This window comes from Acidobacteriota bacterium (assembly GCA_016713675.1).
GTDB lineage: Bacteria > Acidobacteriota > Blastocatellia > Pyrinomonadales > Pyrinomonadaceae > OLB17.
The window spans coordinates 207,738-223,220 of the sequence record JADJOS010000001.1 but is presented as its reverse complement, the minus strand read 5'-3'; the positions used below and the strand labels follow the sequence as shown (position 1 = coordinate 223,220).

Sequence of the window (15,483 nt, the reverse complement as noted above, 5' to 3'; positions counted from 1 at the left end):
GTTGTTAGATGCCCTTACGGCATCATTCTATTCCGACGAAATGATTTTCTCCTAATTTGTGCGTTTGGATTCAGGCGAGAATCTTGGAAACTATCTGACGAGGATGTCTGAATGCGAAAGTCGTAAAATAGGCGAGGTAGTTTTAAACGCGGATCGAGCGGATAAGAACGGATGTTTTGACTGAGATCCGGAAAATCCGCTTGATCTGCGCAATCCGCGTTCAAAGGTCACCCATTATTTGTGGCTCTCACTTTTATCGGATTTATTCCTTTCGCGGTGAAACTGATAAAATGTTGAGAGACACTTAATTGCAATGAACGAAGTCCTTAATTCATCAAAAGCACCGGAACCGGTCGGCCTTTATCCTCACGCGAGGCGTGTGGGGAATCTGCTGTTTTTGTCCGGCGTTGGGCCGCGGGAACGTGGGACGAAGATTATTCCGGGCGTTGAGCTCGATGACGCGGGCGAGATCGTTTCGTATGATATCGAAACGCAGTGTAGATCGGTGTTTCAGAATGTACGGTACATTTTGGAAGATGCAGGTTCGTCGTGGTCGAACATAATCGATGTGACGGTCTTTCTGACCAATATGAAGGACGATTTTGCGGCATACAATCGCGTTTATGCCGAGTATTTTGCCGAAAATCAGCCGTGCCGGACGACGGTCGAGATCAACAAACTGCCGACGCCGATAGCGATCGAGCTAAAGGTGATAGCAACGATAGATAGAGATCAGAACAAGGGGAAGTAAATGATACAAACAACAGGTTACGCAACACATGACAAGAATGCCCAATTTGCTCCGTTCACCTTTGAACGCCGAGACGTTGGGCCAAATGACATTTTGATCGATATTCAATACGCAGGTATCTGTCACTCGGACATTCATCAGGCAAAGGCCGAGTGGGAGCCGATGGTGCCGTCTTTGTACCCAATGGTGCCGGGCCACGAGATCGTGGGACGTGTCTCGCAGGTGGGCAGTGATGTTTCTAAATTCTCGGTCGGTGATATTGCGGGAATCGGATGCTTTGTCGATTCGTGCCGCCAGTGCCCGGCATGTACCGGAGGCGTCGAGCAGTATTGCATCAAGGGAAGTGCCCAGACATACAACAGCACCGAGATGGACCGCGTCACACCAACATATGGCGGTTATTCAAGGACCTATGTCGTCGACGAGAAATATGCTCTCAAGGTACGTGCGGACCAAGATCTCAAGGGCGTCGCACCGTTACTATGCGCCGGTATCACGACGTATTCACCTTTGAAAAAATGGGGCGTCGGGCCGGGAACGAAAGTAGCGGTTGCGGGACTCGGCGGGCTCGGGCATATGGGCGTCAAATTAGCGGCGGCCATGGGAGCCGATGTTACGGTGCTGAGCACTTCGCCCTCGAAAGAGGCTGACGCAAGAAAACTCGGTGCGACGGGATTTGTGAACACGCGGGATGCCGACGCGGTAAAGGCAGTCGCGGGCCGATTTGATCTCCTGCTCGATACGATATCGGCGAACCACGATTACAACACATATTTGAGTATGGTCGCGCTTAACGGCGTGATGGTCATCGTCGGCGTGCCGACCGAACCTTCGCCGGTGAATGCGTTCGCATTGATAGGCGGCAATAAAGTGCTCGCGGGATCGATGATCGGCGGCATTCCCGAGACACAGGAAATGCTGGATTTTTGCGCCGAACATGATGTCGTTTCCGATGTAGAGGTCATCTCACCGGACCGTATCGAGGAAGCGTATGACCGTACAGTGAAGTCAGACGTTCGGTATAGATTTGTGATCGATATGGGGAAAGAATAAGAATATTTGCCCACGAAACACACTAAATGCACTAAAAAAGAAACTCATTGTGGCTGAGATAATTTATAGGGAAGAATCTCACAAGATAATGGGAGCCTGCTTCGAAGTCTATAAAGAAAAAGGCTGCGGATTTACTGAACCCGTTTATCAGGAATGCCTCAAGATCGAATTTGAGCGGCAGTCGATTCCGTTCGTTGCCCGACCTAAATTGGAACTGGAATACAAAGGCACGAAACTTGAACAGTTCTTCATTCCTGATTTCGTTTGTTTCGGTTGCATTGTTATTGAGTTGAAAGCTATGTCCAAACTTGTCGATGAGCATAGGTCGCAGGTTTTGAATTATCTTCACGCTTTGAATTTTCGACTTGGGCTTCTGATCAATTTTGGACATCACCCGAAGGTTGAATATGAAAGAATAGTCACTTGAGTTTCTTTTTTTCGTGCCCTTTGTGTGTTTCGTGGGCAATCCTCTTATGCGATACGTTGCTCTACTCCGCGGCATCAATGTCGGCGGGAACACGATGATCAAGATGACGGAACTCAAGGCCGCGTTCGAGGGATGCGGCTTTGAGAATGTCGTTACTTATATCAATAGTGGGAATCTCGCGTTTGATGTTGCAGACGACGCCGAAGAAGGGCATTTGGTTTCGCTGATCGGGCAATTGATCGAAACCAATTTCGGCAAACAGATCCCGGTAATGATCCGCGAACAAGCGTGGATCGACCAAATCCTCGCGAACAATCCGTTCGAGGGAGAATTCGAAAGTCATAAAGAGATGCACGTTCTCTTTCTGCGTGAGGAGATGCCAGCAGAAAAGATAGACCAACTAATGGCCGCCGCAATGCCGCCCGAGCGTTTTGCCGTGACCGGCCGCGAGATATACTGCCATTTGCCTCTGGGCGTGGCGGACAGTTTGCTCGGCAAGGGCTTTATTGAGAAGAAACTAAAGGTCGCCGTGACTGGTCGTAATTGGCGGACCGTGCAGAAACTAGCTGTTCTCTAAATAGGTTTCAACGTCTGAATCGAAAATATTCGTCGAGCGGATACTTTTCGCCTTTCAGGTTGGCGGCGATCATGTCCGCTCCGATCACCGAGAACGTGATGCCGTTGCCGCCGTAGCCGAGGACGAAATAGGCGGAGGGGTAATTCGGGTGTTCGCCGATGTATGGAAGGCCGTCTTTGGTCTCGCCGAACGTGCCTGCCCAGGCAAAATCTGTTCGGAATTTGATGGACGGCAGCAGCCCTTTCAGCTTTTTCTCGATCTTATCGGCCTTTTCGGTGACCAGCGAATCTCTCTTGGCCGCATCGACAAAATCTTCGTCCTCGCCGCCGATCAAGACGCGGTTATCGTCCGTTGTCCGCATGTAAATATAAGGGTCGGCGGTGTTCCAGAATAGTGTTTCACTCAGATGTGAATGGTCGTCCTCTGACACTTCGCCGACGATCGCGTAGGTCGAGATGAGATCGACGAATTTGTCCTTGATCATCTCGACGCTCTCGAAGCCGGTGCAGTAGATCACCTTTTCTGCCTTGATGACATTGCCATATTCGGTGGTTAAGGTAACACCGTTTTTGGTATGTACTTTCTTGATCAGATCGGTCTTGTCATAGATCGCGAGGCCGCGTTTTTGGTTGAATTGGAGTATCTCGTGAGCGAGGCAAAACGCGTCAATGCTGCCGCCCTGACGCGAAAGAATTCCGCCGAATGTCCTTTGAAGTGCATATTTCTCCTCGATCTCGAATGGTTCAAGCCAACTGACCGGAAAGCCGTGCTTTTGGCGGGCGTGGAACTCTTTCCTCAAAGACGGAATTTCTTTTTTCCTAGCCGCAAAGTATAGGGAATCTTTCTTTTTGAAACCGCAGGTCGAACCGATCTCGTTCGATATCTTGCCGAGATCGTCGATCGAATTGAAACATGCCCAATAGCTGTCGACCGCACCGAGTTCGCCGATCATGTCGATAAGTTCCCAAAGACGCGTGTCGATCTCGTATTGGAGCATCGATGTCGTCGCAGACGAGCTGCCGTTGGCGATCTCGCGGCGGTCGATCAGCGTTGTCTTGTAGCCCTCAGCCACACAACGGTGGGCGATCAGGCTGCCGGTTATTCCGCTTCCGACTACCAGGATCTCGGTTTCCAGATCTCTATCCAGTGACGGATACGATCCGATCAGCCCGTTTTTTACCAGCCAAAACGGCTCGTTCGATCTGAGTTTCATTGTATTGATTGTATACTGTTGAGGAGCAAATTGAGCTATCATATCTGCAGACAGCACTATGCAGATCAGACGCCCTTTTAACTTCAAACAATGGATCGATGAGCACCGGCATCTGCTCAAGCCGCCGGTCGGGAATCAGTGTGTTTACCAGGACGAAGACTTTATCGTGATGGTCGTCGGCGGACCGAATTCGCGAAAGGATTATCACTGGGAAGAGGGCGAGGAGCTTTTTTACCAACTCGAGGGCGACATCACGGTCCAGGTACAGGAAGACGGCAAGGCGGTCGAAGTCTCGATCCGCGAGGGCGAGATGTTCCTGCTGCCGCCGCGAATCCCGCACAATCCGATCCGAGGTGAAAACACCATCGGCCTTGTCATCGAACGCAAACGCCGCGACGGAGAACTCGACGGACTGCTCTGGTTCTGCGAAAACTGCAACGAAAAGCTCTATGAAGAGTATTTTCAGCTCGGGGATATTACTACGCAGTTTCAGGGTGTGTTTAAGAAATTCTATGGTTCGGAAAAGCTGCGGACGTGCAAGGAGTGCGGTGCGGTGATGGAGCCGCCGGCTGTGGTAAGCTAACGATGATGTCGATACTTGTCGAAGAACTTTTACAGCTTGTTGCAGAGTTTAACGACCGCGAGATCGAGTTTGCTTTATGTGGTGGACTTGCCGTTGCTGCTCATGGATTTACGAGAGCTACTCAGGATATTGACTTTCTTATCAGAGAAGAATCGCTGGAAAGGGCTTACGAAGCTGCGGCTAAAGTCGGGTTCGACATTCGCGGCCTCGATATGTCGTTCAAAGAAAGAACAGTTGAGATCAGACGCGTTTCAAAGATCGTCGGTGAAGATGTCATCTCACTCGATCTATTATTGGTCACGCAGCATGTCGAAGATGTATGGGAAGAACGCGAATGGAAGGAAGTTGAAGGTGAAGTCATTCCTATCGTGTCTCGAAATGGGCTGATAAAGATGAAAAGGCAAGCTGGACGTTCTCAAGATCTCACTGACATTGAGAGGTTAGAAAATGAAGCAGGTTGACATGTCATCAGAGGCGATAAGCAGAAGGTTACGAATGGCAAGTAAACTTCGTGACCTTTCCTTATCGTTGTCAAAAGCAAAGCCACTTACGGCGGAAGAAGCACAGGAACTTAGAGATCTCCGAAAGAAAGAACGTCTGCTCAACGCTGGGAAACCTAGATAGGTAAAGCCCGAGCAACTCCTCGAAAATGCTAAAGATCGACGTTCACACACATATTTTGCCGCGTGATATTCCACGTTGGAAGGATAGGTTCGGCTACGGCGGGTTTATCTCGCTGGACCATTACAAGCCGTGCTGTGCCAGAATGGTTCGCGATGATGGGGTGGCGTTTCGCGATGTTGAGGAAAATTGCTGGTCGGCGGAAAAGCGGATCGAGGAATGTGACGCGTCTGGCGTAAATGTCCAGGTGCTGTCGACCGTGCCGGTCATGTTCAGCTATTGGACGAAGCCGAAGGACGGGGCCGAGATCGCGGCTTTCCTGAACGACCATATTGCGGAGATCGTCGGCGAGTTTCCGCGGCGGTTTGCCGGGCTCGGGACCGTGCCGATGCAGGATGTTGATCTCGCGATCCGCGAACTTGAACGATGCAGATCGATCGGCCTCGCCGGCGTTCAGATCGGTACAAATGTAAACCAGTTAAATTTGAGCGAGCCGGGATTTTTCGATTTCTTCGCGGCCTGCGAAGAGCTCGAAATGGCCGTATTCGTCCATCCGTGGGAAATGGCCGGCGAAAAGGACATGGCGAAATATTGGCTGCCGTGGCTCGTCGGGATGCCGGCCGAGGTCTCGCGGGCTATCTGTTCGCTTATCTTTTCGGGAACACTCGAACGTTTGTCGAAATTGCGGATATGTTTTGCTCACGGCGGCGGAGCGTTTCCTTCGACGCTCGGACGTATCGAGCACGGTTTCAATGTCCGGCCCGATCTTTGTGCGGTCGACAATCCGAATAATCCGCGACAATACGTAGACCGAATGTACTTTGACTCGCTGGTGCACGATGCGGCGACGCTTCAATACCTTGTCGATCTGGTCGGAACCGAAAGGATCGCTCTTGGCACTGACTATCCTTTTCCGCTTGGCGAACTCGAGCCCGGCAAATTGATCGACTCGATGCCTTACGACAATGCGGCGAAAGAGCGTCTGATGAGCGGAACTGCTCTCGAATGGCTCAGGCTCGATAAGAGTAAATTCCTGTAAACGCTACTTCATAGAATCCAAAATATCCGCGATGTCCTTTTCGGTCGTGTCGGGATTGATAAAGCAGAACCGTGATACGGTTTCGGCTCCGTCAGGATTTCGCCATTTGGTCGGGGCGACCAGTGCGAAACCGGATCTGTGATTCTTGTAGGTCCATTGACGATAGTCTTCGGCCTGCCAGCCTTTTCTTCGATACAGAACGCATGACAGACTTGGTTCCCTAACGAGTTCGGTGTGTTCGGCTTCGGTGATCAGGCGGCCGGCTATCTGGGCGAGTTCGATGCCGCGGCTGATGGCCTGTTCATAACGGTCTGTGCCGTGCATAGCCAGCGAAAACCATAACGGCAGACCGCGAACGCGTCGTGTGAGCTGGATCTGGTAGTCCGAAGGGTTAAATCCCTTGTAACTGTCGTCGCTGAAAATATCCAGGTAAGACCCTTCTTGAGCATGAGCCTTTTTGGCGAGTGCCGGATCGCGGTAAATAACAGCGCCACAATCATATGGTGAAAAGAGCCATTTGTGCGGATCGATCGTAACGCTGTCAGCTTGTTCGATCCCATTGAACAGCGGTCGCACCGCCTTAACAGCGAGTGCAGCACCGCCATACGCCGCGTCAACGTGAAACCACAATTTATACTGCTTGCAGACCTCGGCAATACTTGCGAGGTCGTCGATTATCCCGGAGTTTGTGGTTCCGCCTGTCCCGATCACGGCAAAGATCCGCTCTCGGTCAACCGGCGGCATTGCTTCGATCGACGCTGCCAATTGAATGCCGTCGAGACGGTCTTCGGTCTCAATAAGGATGATATCGGCGTCTATCACTTTCGCCATTGCCGAGATCGACGAATGTGCACCATTCGAAGCAACAACGATCCCGCGTTCGTGCTTCTTTGCCGGATCGATCTCCCGCCAATTTTCACGAGCAGCCACCATTGCGGAGAGATTCGCTTCGGTGCCGCCGCAAGTGAATACACCGAATGCACCTGTCGGCATACCGGTCAGCTCTACGAGCCATTCCATCGCCTGCATTTCGGCGAAGATCAATCCTGCACCTTCGAGCCAATAGGCACCGTGAACACTGGCCGCTGAGGTGACAAGATCAAACATAACGGCAGCACGCGTCGGTGAGGCCGGCACAAATGCAAGATGCCTCGGATGGTCGATCGACACACTTGATTTAACTAAAACATCGCGAAACAGCTCGAACGCCTTTTCGCCACCGATACCTTTCGGCGTGATCGTCTCGCCGACGAGAGCCTTTAGTTCTTCGGCCTTTTTCGGGAAGCCGAGCTGCGGATCGTTATCCGAAATGCGTCCGATCGCAAATTTGATGACGTCGAGCGACATCTCGACAAGGTCGATATCTACGTTATGCATAAGAAAAATTGCCGGTGTCTGAAACCGGAAAAACAATGATAGGCCAAAGGTCTTGCCGGAAATATGACTCGTATCACTTTTGTCCGGAAAATGCTTCGGTTAATTGCGCCCACGAGATTCTGTCGCGGCGTTTCCCACGAAATGCAAGATAACATAAAATTACAAACAATTATGTCGCAGGAACAAACAACAATGATCTCTAGTTACGCACGAACGCAGGACGAACAAGATCCGCTCCGCCAATTTCGTGATCGGTTTTACATTCCGAATGGGCCCGACGCATCAGAACAAATCTATTTTACAGGTAATTCGCTTGGGCTTCAGCCAAAGACCGTGCGCGGTTACGTCGAACAGGAACTTGCGGACTGGGAGAAACTTGCGGTCGAGGGCCATATACACGCAAAGAATCCGTGGCTGCCGTATCACGAATTTTTGACCGAACAGATGGCTCGTGTGATAGGTGCAAAGCCGATCGAGACCGTCGTGATGAATTCGTTGACCGTGAATCTACATCTGTTGATGGTGTCCTTTTACAGACCAAACGGCGGGCGGCGAAAGATCGTGATCGAGAAGGGAGCATTTCCATCGGATCAATATGCGGTGGCTTCGCAGATCAAATTTCGCGGTCTCGATCCGGCTGACTGTTTGATCGAACTCACGCCCCGCAAAGGCGAATCGACCCTGCGGACCGAGGATATCATCGAAACGATCGAACGCGAGGGTGATCGGGTCGCTCTAGTAATGCTCGGCGGTGTGAACTATTACACAGGGCAAGCGTTTGAAATGTGTAAAATCACCGAGGCAGGCCACAGGGTTGGGGCGATCGTCGGATTTGACCTCGCTCACGCGGCCGGTAATCTTGAACTGCAAATGCACGACTGGGGCGTAGATTTCGCGGCCTGGTGCTCATATAAATATCTAAACGCTGGACCCGGAGCGGTCGGCGGTGCATTCATCCACGAACGGCACGCCAATTGCGAAGACCTAGTGAGGTTCGCAGGTTGGTGGGGCCACGACAAAGCGTCGCGCTTTTTGATGGGCCCCGAGTTTCAAGCGATCCCAGGAGCGGAGGGCTGGCAGGTCTCAAATCCGCCGATCCTGCAGATGGCGGCACTAAGGGCGTCGCTCGAGATATTTGACGAGGCGGGAATGCCGGCATTAAGGCAAAAATCCGAACGGTTGACCGGTTATCTTGAAAAGCTGATCAGCGAGATCGGCGATGATCGGATCTCGGTCATCACTCCGACGAATTCGGCCGAGCGAGGATGCCAGCTTTCGATCCGCGTCAGGGATGCGGATAAGAGTTTGTTCGAGGCAATTACGTCGCGAGGTGTGGTTGCCGATTGGCGGGAACCGGACGTGATCAGGGTCGCACCGGTTCCGCTTTACAACACTTTTGGTGACGTATACAGATTTGCCGAGATGCTAAAGTCAGTTCTCTGATGACGGCAGGCTCGGTTCGAGATAAGAATAATTTATGATCCGGGCAAAGATAAATGGTGTAAATGGTGAGTTTACGGACGGTATAACCGTCCTTGATGCTGCTCGCTCAGTCGGGGTAAATATTCCCACGCTGTGCAATGACGACCGCCTGAAACCCGTCGGTGCCTGCCGAATGTGCCTTGTCGATGTCAAAGGCATGGCTAAAGAAACGGTCTCGTGCACGACGCTGCTTGCCGACGGCATGGAGGTCGAGACCCACAGCGAGGCGGTCGAAGAGGCCCGCACGTGGAACTTGCGAATGCTCGCCGGTAATTATCCGGCTGACGCCTTTACAAAATATCCCGAGAAACCGTTTCACAAACTCGCAACGGAATATGGATTGACGGCAGCCGATTTTCACGGCGATCATTCGATCGCGGCCGATTCGTCGCATACCTACATCAACGTCGATATGTCGCGGTGCATCAATTGTTACGCGTGCGCACGTATCTGTGCTGACGTGCAGGGACAGTTCGTCTGGCACGTGCTCGGCCGCGGAGAGGAATCGCAGATCATGCCGGATTCGTTCGGAGCATTTGGCGACAGCACGTGCGTTTCGTGCGGTGCGTGTGCCGATGCGTGCCCGACCGGAGCTTTGGAAGACAAGACAGTAATAGAGCGTGGTTTTCCGACGGTGTGGACCAAGACTACCTGTCCGTACTGCGGAACAGGCTGCGAAATGAACGTCGGCGTCCGTGATGACCGCGTCGTTCAAGTAAAACCTGTTATGGATGCACCGGTGAATTACGGCCATCTTTGCGTAAAAGGCCGCTACGCGTTTGATTTCGTCGATGCCGACGACCGTGTGACCGAGCCGATGATCCGCGAGAACGGTGATTGGGTCGTTGTTTCGTGGGAAGACGCGATCCGATATACGGCTGACAAACTCAAGGCCATCGATGCGGAATTCGGAAAAGAGAGCATCGCCGTGCTAGGTTCGGCACGGGCGACCAATGAGGAAAATTATCTCGCTCAGAAGTTCACGCGCGTCGTGCTCGGTACCAACAACGTCGATTGCTGTGCACGCGTTTGCCATACGCCTTCGGCAGCGGCGATGAAGATGATGATCGGTACGGGAGCGATGACGAATTCGTTCGATGATATCGAAAAGGCGAAGACGATCATTCTCTGCGGAGCCAACCCGAGCGAAAATCACCCGATCCCGGGAGCCCGCATAAAGCAGGCCGTGATCAAGAACGGCACCAAGCTGATCGTCATCGATCCGCGAAAGACCGAGTTGACAATATATGCGGATGTGCATCTGCAACTGCGGCCGGGAACGAACATTTTGATGTTCAACGCGATCGCCCACGCGATCGTCGACGAGGGACTGGCTGACAACGAATTTATCGCAACTCGCGTTGATGAATTCGAAGAATTTAAGGCATTCGTTGCCGATTATTCGCCCGAGGCCGTCGCCGAGCGATGCGGAGTCGACGCCGAATTGATCCGCAAGGCCGCCCGCATTTACGCGACCGACACGCCGTCGATGGCGATGCACGGGCTCGGCATGACCGAGCATTTGCAGGGAACCGAGGGCGTGATGACGATAGTCAATCTCGCACTGCTGACCGGAAATATCGGCAAGCCCGGTGCGGGCGTCAATCCGCTTCGCGGGCAAAATAATGTTCAAGGCTCGGCACATATGGGCTGTGATCCCGGGATCTTGACGGGCTCGATCACGATCGAAGCTGGCCGCGAACTGTTTGAAAGCGTTTGGAAAACTCCTGTTCCAACGGCCGCGGGACTCAATCAACTGCAAATGATCGACGCGGCCCGCGACGGCAAGCTCAAGGCACTGTGGACGATCGGCTACGACGTTTTCCTCTCGAATGCCAATGCTCACGAGACCGGAAAGGCATTTGCCAATATGGACCTCGTCATTATCCAGGATTTCTTTATGAACGAGACCGCTAAGCGGTTTGGCCACGTATTCTTCCCGGCGGTGACATCGTTTGAAAAAGACGGAACATTTATGAACGGCGAGCGGCGTGTGCAGCGAATTCGCGGTGCCGTCAGCCCACGCGGCAATTCGCGATCGGATTGGGAGATCATCTGCGATCTCGCCGCGGCGATGGGACACGCGAAGGATTTCTCGTTCAACAGTGCAGAGGAAATATGGAACGAGGTCCGCGCCGTTTGGCCTCCGGGATACGGCATCACCTACGGGCGGATCGAAAAAGCCGGTATACAATGGCCTTGCCCCGACCTCGATCATCCGGGCACTGAGATACTGCACGGCGAATCGTTCTCGAACGGCGTAAAAGCGGCATTGCGGCGAATAAAATTCCGGGCTACGAAGGAGGTTGTCACCGACGATTTTCCGTTCCTGCTCACTACAGGCCGCGTGCTCGAGCAATTCAACGCCGGGACGATGACGATGCGGACGCCGAACCGCGAACTGCGGCCGACCGATCTGCTGATGATCTCGAAGGCCGATTCGACGCGGTTGTCGATCACGGGCGGGGAATCGGTGCGTTTGAAGAGCAATTACGGCGAAGCGGTTCTGCCGGTCGAGATAACGGACAAGGTCAAAACCGGTGAACTATTTGCTTCGTTCCACGATCCAAAGGTCTTTCTCAACTATGCCACCGGCCCGACACGCGACCGGTTTACGCAGGCACCCGAATTTAAGGTGACCGCTGTTCAAATAGAAAAGCTCTAATCAGTTCGCACAGCTTTGTGTTCTGGTCATCACTGTGTTGAAATCAACTTCGATCAGGAGGACACCATTTTGACGGAATCAGAACAACAAGCCATGCTCACGGTTGAAGATGTGGCCGCGCTGCGAGCGGAAAAGCAACCGGTTGGTTGTTTGGTCACGCTGATTCCTGTTTTGCTGATAGCGATAGTGCTGCTCGCATTTTTTGTGAATCCCTCGCCTGTGTGGATCGCCGGTTATGTCGTGATTTCTTTAGCTGTATTTGCCCTTTATTTCAGCTTTCATATGAAGACGAATCGGATCATTGATCAAGATATCGCGGTCGGGCGGAAAAATGTGATCATCGCACCTATTCAGGATAAAAGAATAGAGTCGACAGAGAGTAAGAGTGGAAGGACTCGAGGGGAAATTTCGTCAAAATACTATATGACCATTCGCGGGGTCGAATATAGTATGAGCGAACCCGAGTATCTGCAGATCAGACAAGGCGAATTTATGGAGATTCACGTTGCGCCATTGTCAAAGGTGGTGATCGCCCAAAAGTGGCTGAAGGCCGACGGCTCTTCCGTGGTAATCAGCGAAGACTAATTAATTTCAGAAACAATACATTAAAGTTCTTTCGTGATGGCGCATGAAAAAGTAATCATTATTGGTGCGGGCCTTGCGGGCTCGCTGCTCGCCATTAATTTGGCTAAACGTGGCATTAAAGTCGATGTTTACGAAGCTCGCGGCGATATGCGGCTCGAAGAGGTCGCGGCGGGGCGTTCGATCAATCTGGCGTTGTCGGATCGCGGCATCGCTGCACTTCGCGAGGTCGGGATGGACGAGTATATGCTTGCCGAGGCCGTTCCGATGACCGGACGAATGATCCACACCGTTTCCGGCGAGACCAAACTGCTGCCATACAGCGGGCGGCAAGGCGAATATATCAACTCCGTCTCGCGTGCGGGTCTTAATATCGCTCTCATTAACGAGGCCGACAAATACGATGAGGTTACGTTTCATTTTAATGAGCGTTGCACAGTATTCGATTGTGAAAGCGGAGCGGCGAGTTTTGAAGCTGGCCGAGTTGTAAATGCCGACACCGTGATCGCCACTGATGGTGCAGGTTCAGCCGTTCGGCTCGCGATGGAAGACCAGATCGAGGGGCATATATCGAATACCGTTTTCCTCGACCACGGTTACAAAGAACTCCACATTCCGCCCGCACCTGACGGTGGTTTCTTACTTGAAAAGAACGCCCTGCACATCTGGCCGCGACATCAATTCATGATGATCGCGTTGCCGAATTTTGACGGGAGTTTTACGTGTACGCTGTTTTTGGCTCACAAAAATGCCGGGGCCGCGTTCGACCAACTAACGGATGAGGTCACCGTTCGAGAGTTCTTCAGCCGCGAATTTTCCGACGCCGTTTCGCTGATGCCAACGCTAGTCGAAGATTTCTTCGCCAATCCGACCGGAAATCTCGGCACGCTCAAATGCTGGCCTTGGAATATCGACGGAAAGGCTTTGCTGCTCGGCGATTCGGCTCATGCGGTCGTGCCGTTTTACGGGCAGGGGATGAACTGTGCGTTCGAGGATGTTCGCGTTCTGGATAGTTTGGTCGAGAAGCACGGCACTGATTGGGAGACTGTTTACGAAGAATACGGCCTGCTTCGTAAGATCAACACCGACGCTATTGCCGATATGGCCGAGGAGAATTTCTACGAAATGCGCGACCGCGTCGCCGATCCAGTTTTCCAACGCAAACGCGAACTCGAAACCAAACTAGAACAAACATATCCCGACTATTTCTCAAAATACTCAATGGTCACCTTCCGCGAAGACCTGCCGTATTCCGTCGCGAAGGAAAAAGGGAATGCGCAGGATCGGCTGTTGATGGAGATCTGTTCAGGCGTTGAGAGTTTCTCTGATTTTGATCTCAGCGAAGTCAAAGCGAGGATAAGCGAACTGTGATAATCGACCTCGAAAAACTTGGAGAACCAATTGATATTTGGGTTCCACTCCGTTTTGACGGGCAGCAGCCGAATGCGTTTGGCGTGGATGTGGCGACTTCGAAGGCGATCGGCGATACTCGTGAGGGGGCGAGTGTTAATTTTGAGCAGTATACGTTTATTCCACATTGCAACGGGACGCATACGGAGTGTGTGGGGCATATTACGGACGAGCGGATCTCGGTGTTGGATTGCCTGAAGGATGTGTTTTTGACGGCGGTTTTGGTTTCGGTGGAGCCGGAATCAGACGGCGAAGATCGGGTTCTGTCGCTGAATTCGTTGAGAAATGCGGGCGTTCAACCATCCGCTACCGCAGGTGGTACTGACTCAAACGCGACGGCGTTGATCGTGCGGACCTTGCCGAATGATGATAGTAAGCTGACGCGGCTTTATGGTGAGGGAAATGTTCCGCCGTATTTTACTGTGGAGGCGATGGAATTTATTGTAACGTGCGGGTTTAGGCATTTGCTGGTTGATATGCCTTCGATAGATCGGATGTTTGACGAAGGGAAACTCGTGAATCACCGCATTTTTGGAACGTCGAGCCGGGAAGCCGTGAGATAAATGCGGCGACGCGGAGGACGAGTACGATCACGGAACTTATCTACGTGCCGGAGGAGGTTGCGGACGGGGAGTATTTACTAAATCTGCAGATCGCGCCGTTTGTGTCTGATGCGGCGCCGAGTCGGCCAGTTTTATTTACCACATAGGAAAATAGAACACATAGATATCTTTTTTCTTGCCTATGTGAACTATGTTCCTATGTGGTTCATTTTACTGCGGCTTCGATCGCTTCTTTTAGGTTTGGGTGCTTGAATTCGAATCCTACGTCTTCGAGGCGTTTGGGTATTACTTTTGTGCTGGCGAGTAACAGTGCGTCGCCCATTTCGCCGAAGATCATGCTTACGGCGAATTCGGGTAGCGGGAGGAATGTTGGTCTGTACAACACTTCTCCGAGGGTTTTGGTGAAGTCGTGGTTTGTGACCGGGTTGGGGCTGACCGCGTTGACGGCGCCGCGGATGTTTTCGTTTTCGATGACGTAGTTAATGACGGCGATCTCGTCTTCGAGCGAGATCCAGGACATCCATTGTTTGCCGCTGCCGACCACGCCGCCGACGCCCAGTTTGAATGGTGTGAGCATTGTTGCCAAAGCTCCGCCGTCTTTGGAGAGAACGATACCGGTGCGGAGCAGGACGGTTCGAATGCCGGCGTCTTCGGCACGGCGGGATTCGGCTTCCCACTCTTTGCAGGTGACGGCGAGGAAGTTGTCGCCTGCGGCGCTCGATTCGGTAACTTCTTCGTCGCCGCGTTCGCCGTAGAAACCGATGGCGGAAGACGCGACGAACACCTTCGGCTTATGCTTGAGCTTGGAGATGGCGTCGACGACGTTGCGCGTACCTAAAACGCGGCTGTCGCGGATGGCCTTCTTCTTTTCGTCGGTCCAACGCAGTCCGCTGACGTTCTCGCCGGCGAGGTGGACGACGACATCGACGCCCTCTAGCTTTTCAGGGTCGGTAAATCCTTCCTCGATGCTCCATTGGATGTGTTTGTCGTCCTGCGGCTCTTTGCGCGAAGCGAGAAGCAGGTCGTAGCCTTTTTCGGTAAGTGACTTTTGCAGCTCTTTGCCGAGCAATCCTGTCGAGCCTGTGATCAGTACTTTCATATAAGTCAGAACCGCCTGCGTAAGCGGGCGGCGTATAGCTA

The 15,483-nt window shown here is 52.4% G+C and carries 15 protein-coding genes; 12 read left to right on the top strand and 3 right to left on the bottom strand.

What is annotated here, in order from left to right:
* The first annotated feature begins 313 nt into the window (after nucleotides 1-313).
* Genes IPK01_01050 through IPK01_01035 form a run of 4 tightly spaced genes read left to right on the top strand, consistent with a single transcriptional unit; the run spans nucleotide 314 to nucleotide 2,808 of the window.
* Nucleotides 314-751 (top strand): RidA family protein, encoded by a 438-nt coding sequence (locus tag IPK01_01050; GenBank protein ID MBK7932085.1) that lies wholly within the window; start codon nucleotides 314-316, stop codon nucleotides 749-751.
* Nucleotides 752-1,804 carry an NAD(P)-dependent alcohol dehydrogenase gene (locus IPK01_01045; GenBank protein ID MBK7932084.1) on the top strand — a complete coding sequence of 351 codons (1,053 nt, stop codon included), beginning with the start codon at nucleotides 752-754 and terminating at the stop codon, nucleotides 1,802-1,804.
* A 49-nt stretch (nucleotides 1,805-1,853) separates the two neighbouring features.
* Nucleotides 1,854-2,231 (top strand): GxxExxY protein, encoded by a 378-nt coding sequence (locus tag IPK01_01040; GenBank protein ID MBK7932083.1) that lies wholly within the window; start codon nucleotides 1,854-1,856, stop codon nucleotides 2,229-2,231.
* A 46-nt stretch (nucleotides 2,232-2,277) separates the two neighbouring features.
* Complete coding sequence (locus tag IPK01_01035; GenBank protein ID MBK7932082.1) at nucleotides 2,278-2,808, top strand: DUF1697 domain-containing protein; 531 nt, start codon at nucleotides 2,278-2,280, stop codon at nucleotides 2,806-2,808.
* A 7-nt stretch (nucleotides 2,809-2,815) separates the two neighbouring features.
* On the opposite strand, the gene IPK01_01030 is transcribed toward IPK01_01035, so the two are convergent.
* Entirely contained in the window at nucleotides 2,816-4,021 is a 1,206-nt protein-coding gene (locus tag IPK01_01030; protein ID MBK7932081.1) for an FAD-binding oxidoreductase, read from the bottom strand.
* 58 nt (nucleotides 4,022-4,079) lie between these two features.
* Between IPK01_01030 and IPK01_01025 the strand changes: the two genes are divergently transcribed.
* From IPK01_01025 to IPK01_01015, 3 genes are all read left to right on the top strand, one after another.
* Nucleotides 4,080-4,604, top strand: a complete 525-nt coding sequence (locus IPK01_01025) for a 3-hydroxyanthranilate 3,4-dioxygenase (GenBank protein ID MBK7932080.1) — start codon at nucleotides 4,080-4,082, stop codon at nucleotides 4,602-4,604.
* A gap of 2 nt (nucleotides 4,605-4,606) precedes the next feature.
* On the top strand, nucleotides 4,607-5,065 hold the full coding sequence (locus tag IPK01_01020; protein MBK7932079.1) for a nucleotidyltransferase: 459 nt from the start codon (nucleotides 4,607-4,609) through the stop codon (nucleotides 5,063-5,065).
* 188 nt (nucleotides 5,066-5,253) lie between these two features.
* Nucleotides 5,254-6,264, top strand: a complete 1,011-nt coding sequence (locus IPK01_01015) for an amidohydrolase (GenBank protein MBK7932078.1) — start codon at nucleotides 5,254-5,256, stop codon at nucleotides 6,262-6,264.
* A gap of 3 nt (nucleotides 6,265-6,267) precedes the next feature.
* Here IPK01_01015 and IPK01_01010 read toward each other — a convergent pair whose 3' ends face one another.
* Nucleotides 6,268-7,641, bottom strand: coding sequence for an aminotransferase class V-fold PLP-dependent enzyme (locus tag IPK01_01010; GenBank protein MBK7932077.1), 1,374 nt, complete (start codon nucleotides 7,639-7,641; stop codon nucleotides 6,268-6,270).
* A 171-nt stretch (nucleotides 7,642-7,812) separates the two neighbouring features.
* On the opposite strand from IPK01_01010, the gene kynU reads away from it, so the two are divergent.
* The 5 genes from kynU (at nucleotide 7,813) to IPK01_00985 (ending at nucleotide 14,343) form a co-directional block, all read left to right on the top strand.
* A complete protein-coding gene (kynU, locus tag IPK01_01005; protein MBK7932076.1) occupies nucleotides 7,813-9,084 on the top strand; it encodes a kynureninase in 1,272 nt (423 codons plus the stop codon).
* Between the two features lie 34 nt (nucleotides 9,085-9,118).
* The gene (fdhF, locus tag IPK01_01000; protein ID MBK7932075.1) at nucleotides 9,119-11,788 is read left to right on the top strand and encodes a formate dehydrogenase subunit alpha; all 2,670 of its coding nucleotides are present in this window, start codon (nucleotides 9,119-9,121) and stop codon (nucleotides 11,786-11,788) included.
* Between the two features lie 69 nt (nucleotides 11,789-11,857).
* Nucleotides 11,858-12,373: a hypothetical protein gene (locus tag IPK01_00995; GenBank protein MBK7932074.1), complete on the top strand. Its 516-nt coding sequence runs from the start codon at nucleotides 11,858-11,860 to the stop codon at nucleotides 12,371-12,373.
* Between the two features lie 33 nt (nucleotides 12,374-12,406).
* Nucleotides 12,407-13,741, top strand: a complete 1,335-nt coding sequence (locus IPK01_00990) for an FAD-dependent monooxygenase (GenBank protein MBK7932073.1) — start codon at nucleotides 12,407-12,409, stop codon at nucleotides 13,739-13,741.
* Nucleotides 13,738-14,343 carry a cyclase family protein gene (locus IPK01_00985; GenBank protein ID MBK7932072.1) on the top strand — a complete coding sequence of 202 codons (606 nt, stop codon included), beginning with the start codon at nucleotides 13,738-13,740 and terminating at the stop codon, nucleotides 14,341-14,343. The genes IPK01_00990 and IPK01_00985 overlap by 4 nt, the downstream gene beginning before the upstream one ends.
* A gap of 205 nt (nucleotides 14,344-14,548) precedes the next feature.
* Here IPK01_00985 and IPK01_00980 read toward each other — a convergent pair whose 3' ends face one another.
* Nucleotides 14,549-15,442: a TIGR01777 family protein gene (locus tag IPK01_00980; GenBank protein MBK7932071.1), complete on the bottom strand. Its 894-nt coding sequence runs from the start codon at nucleotides 15,440-15,442 to the stop codon at nucleotides 14,549-14,551.
* Nucleotides 15,443-15,483 lie beyond the last annotated feature (41 nt).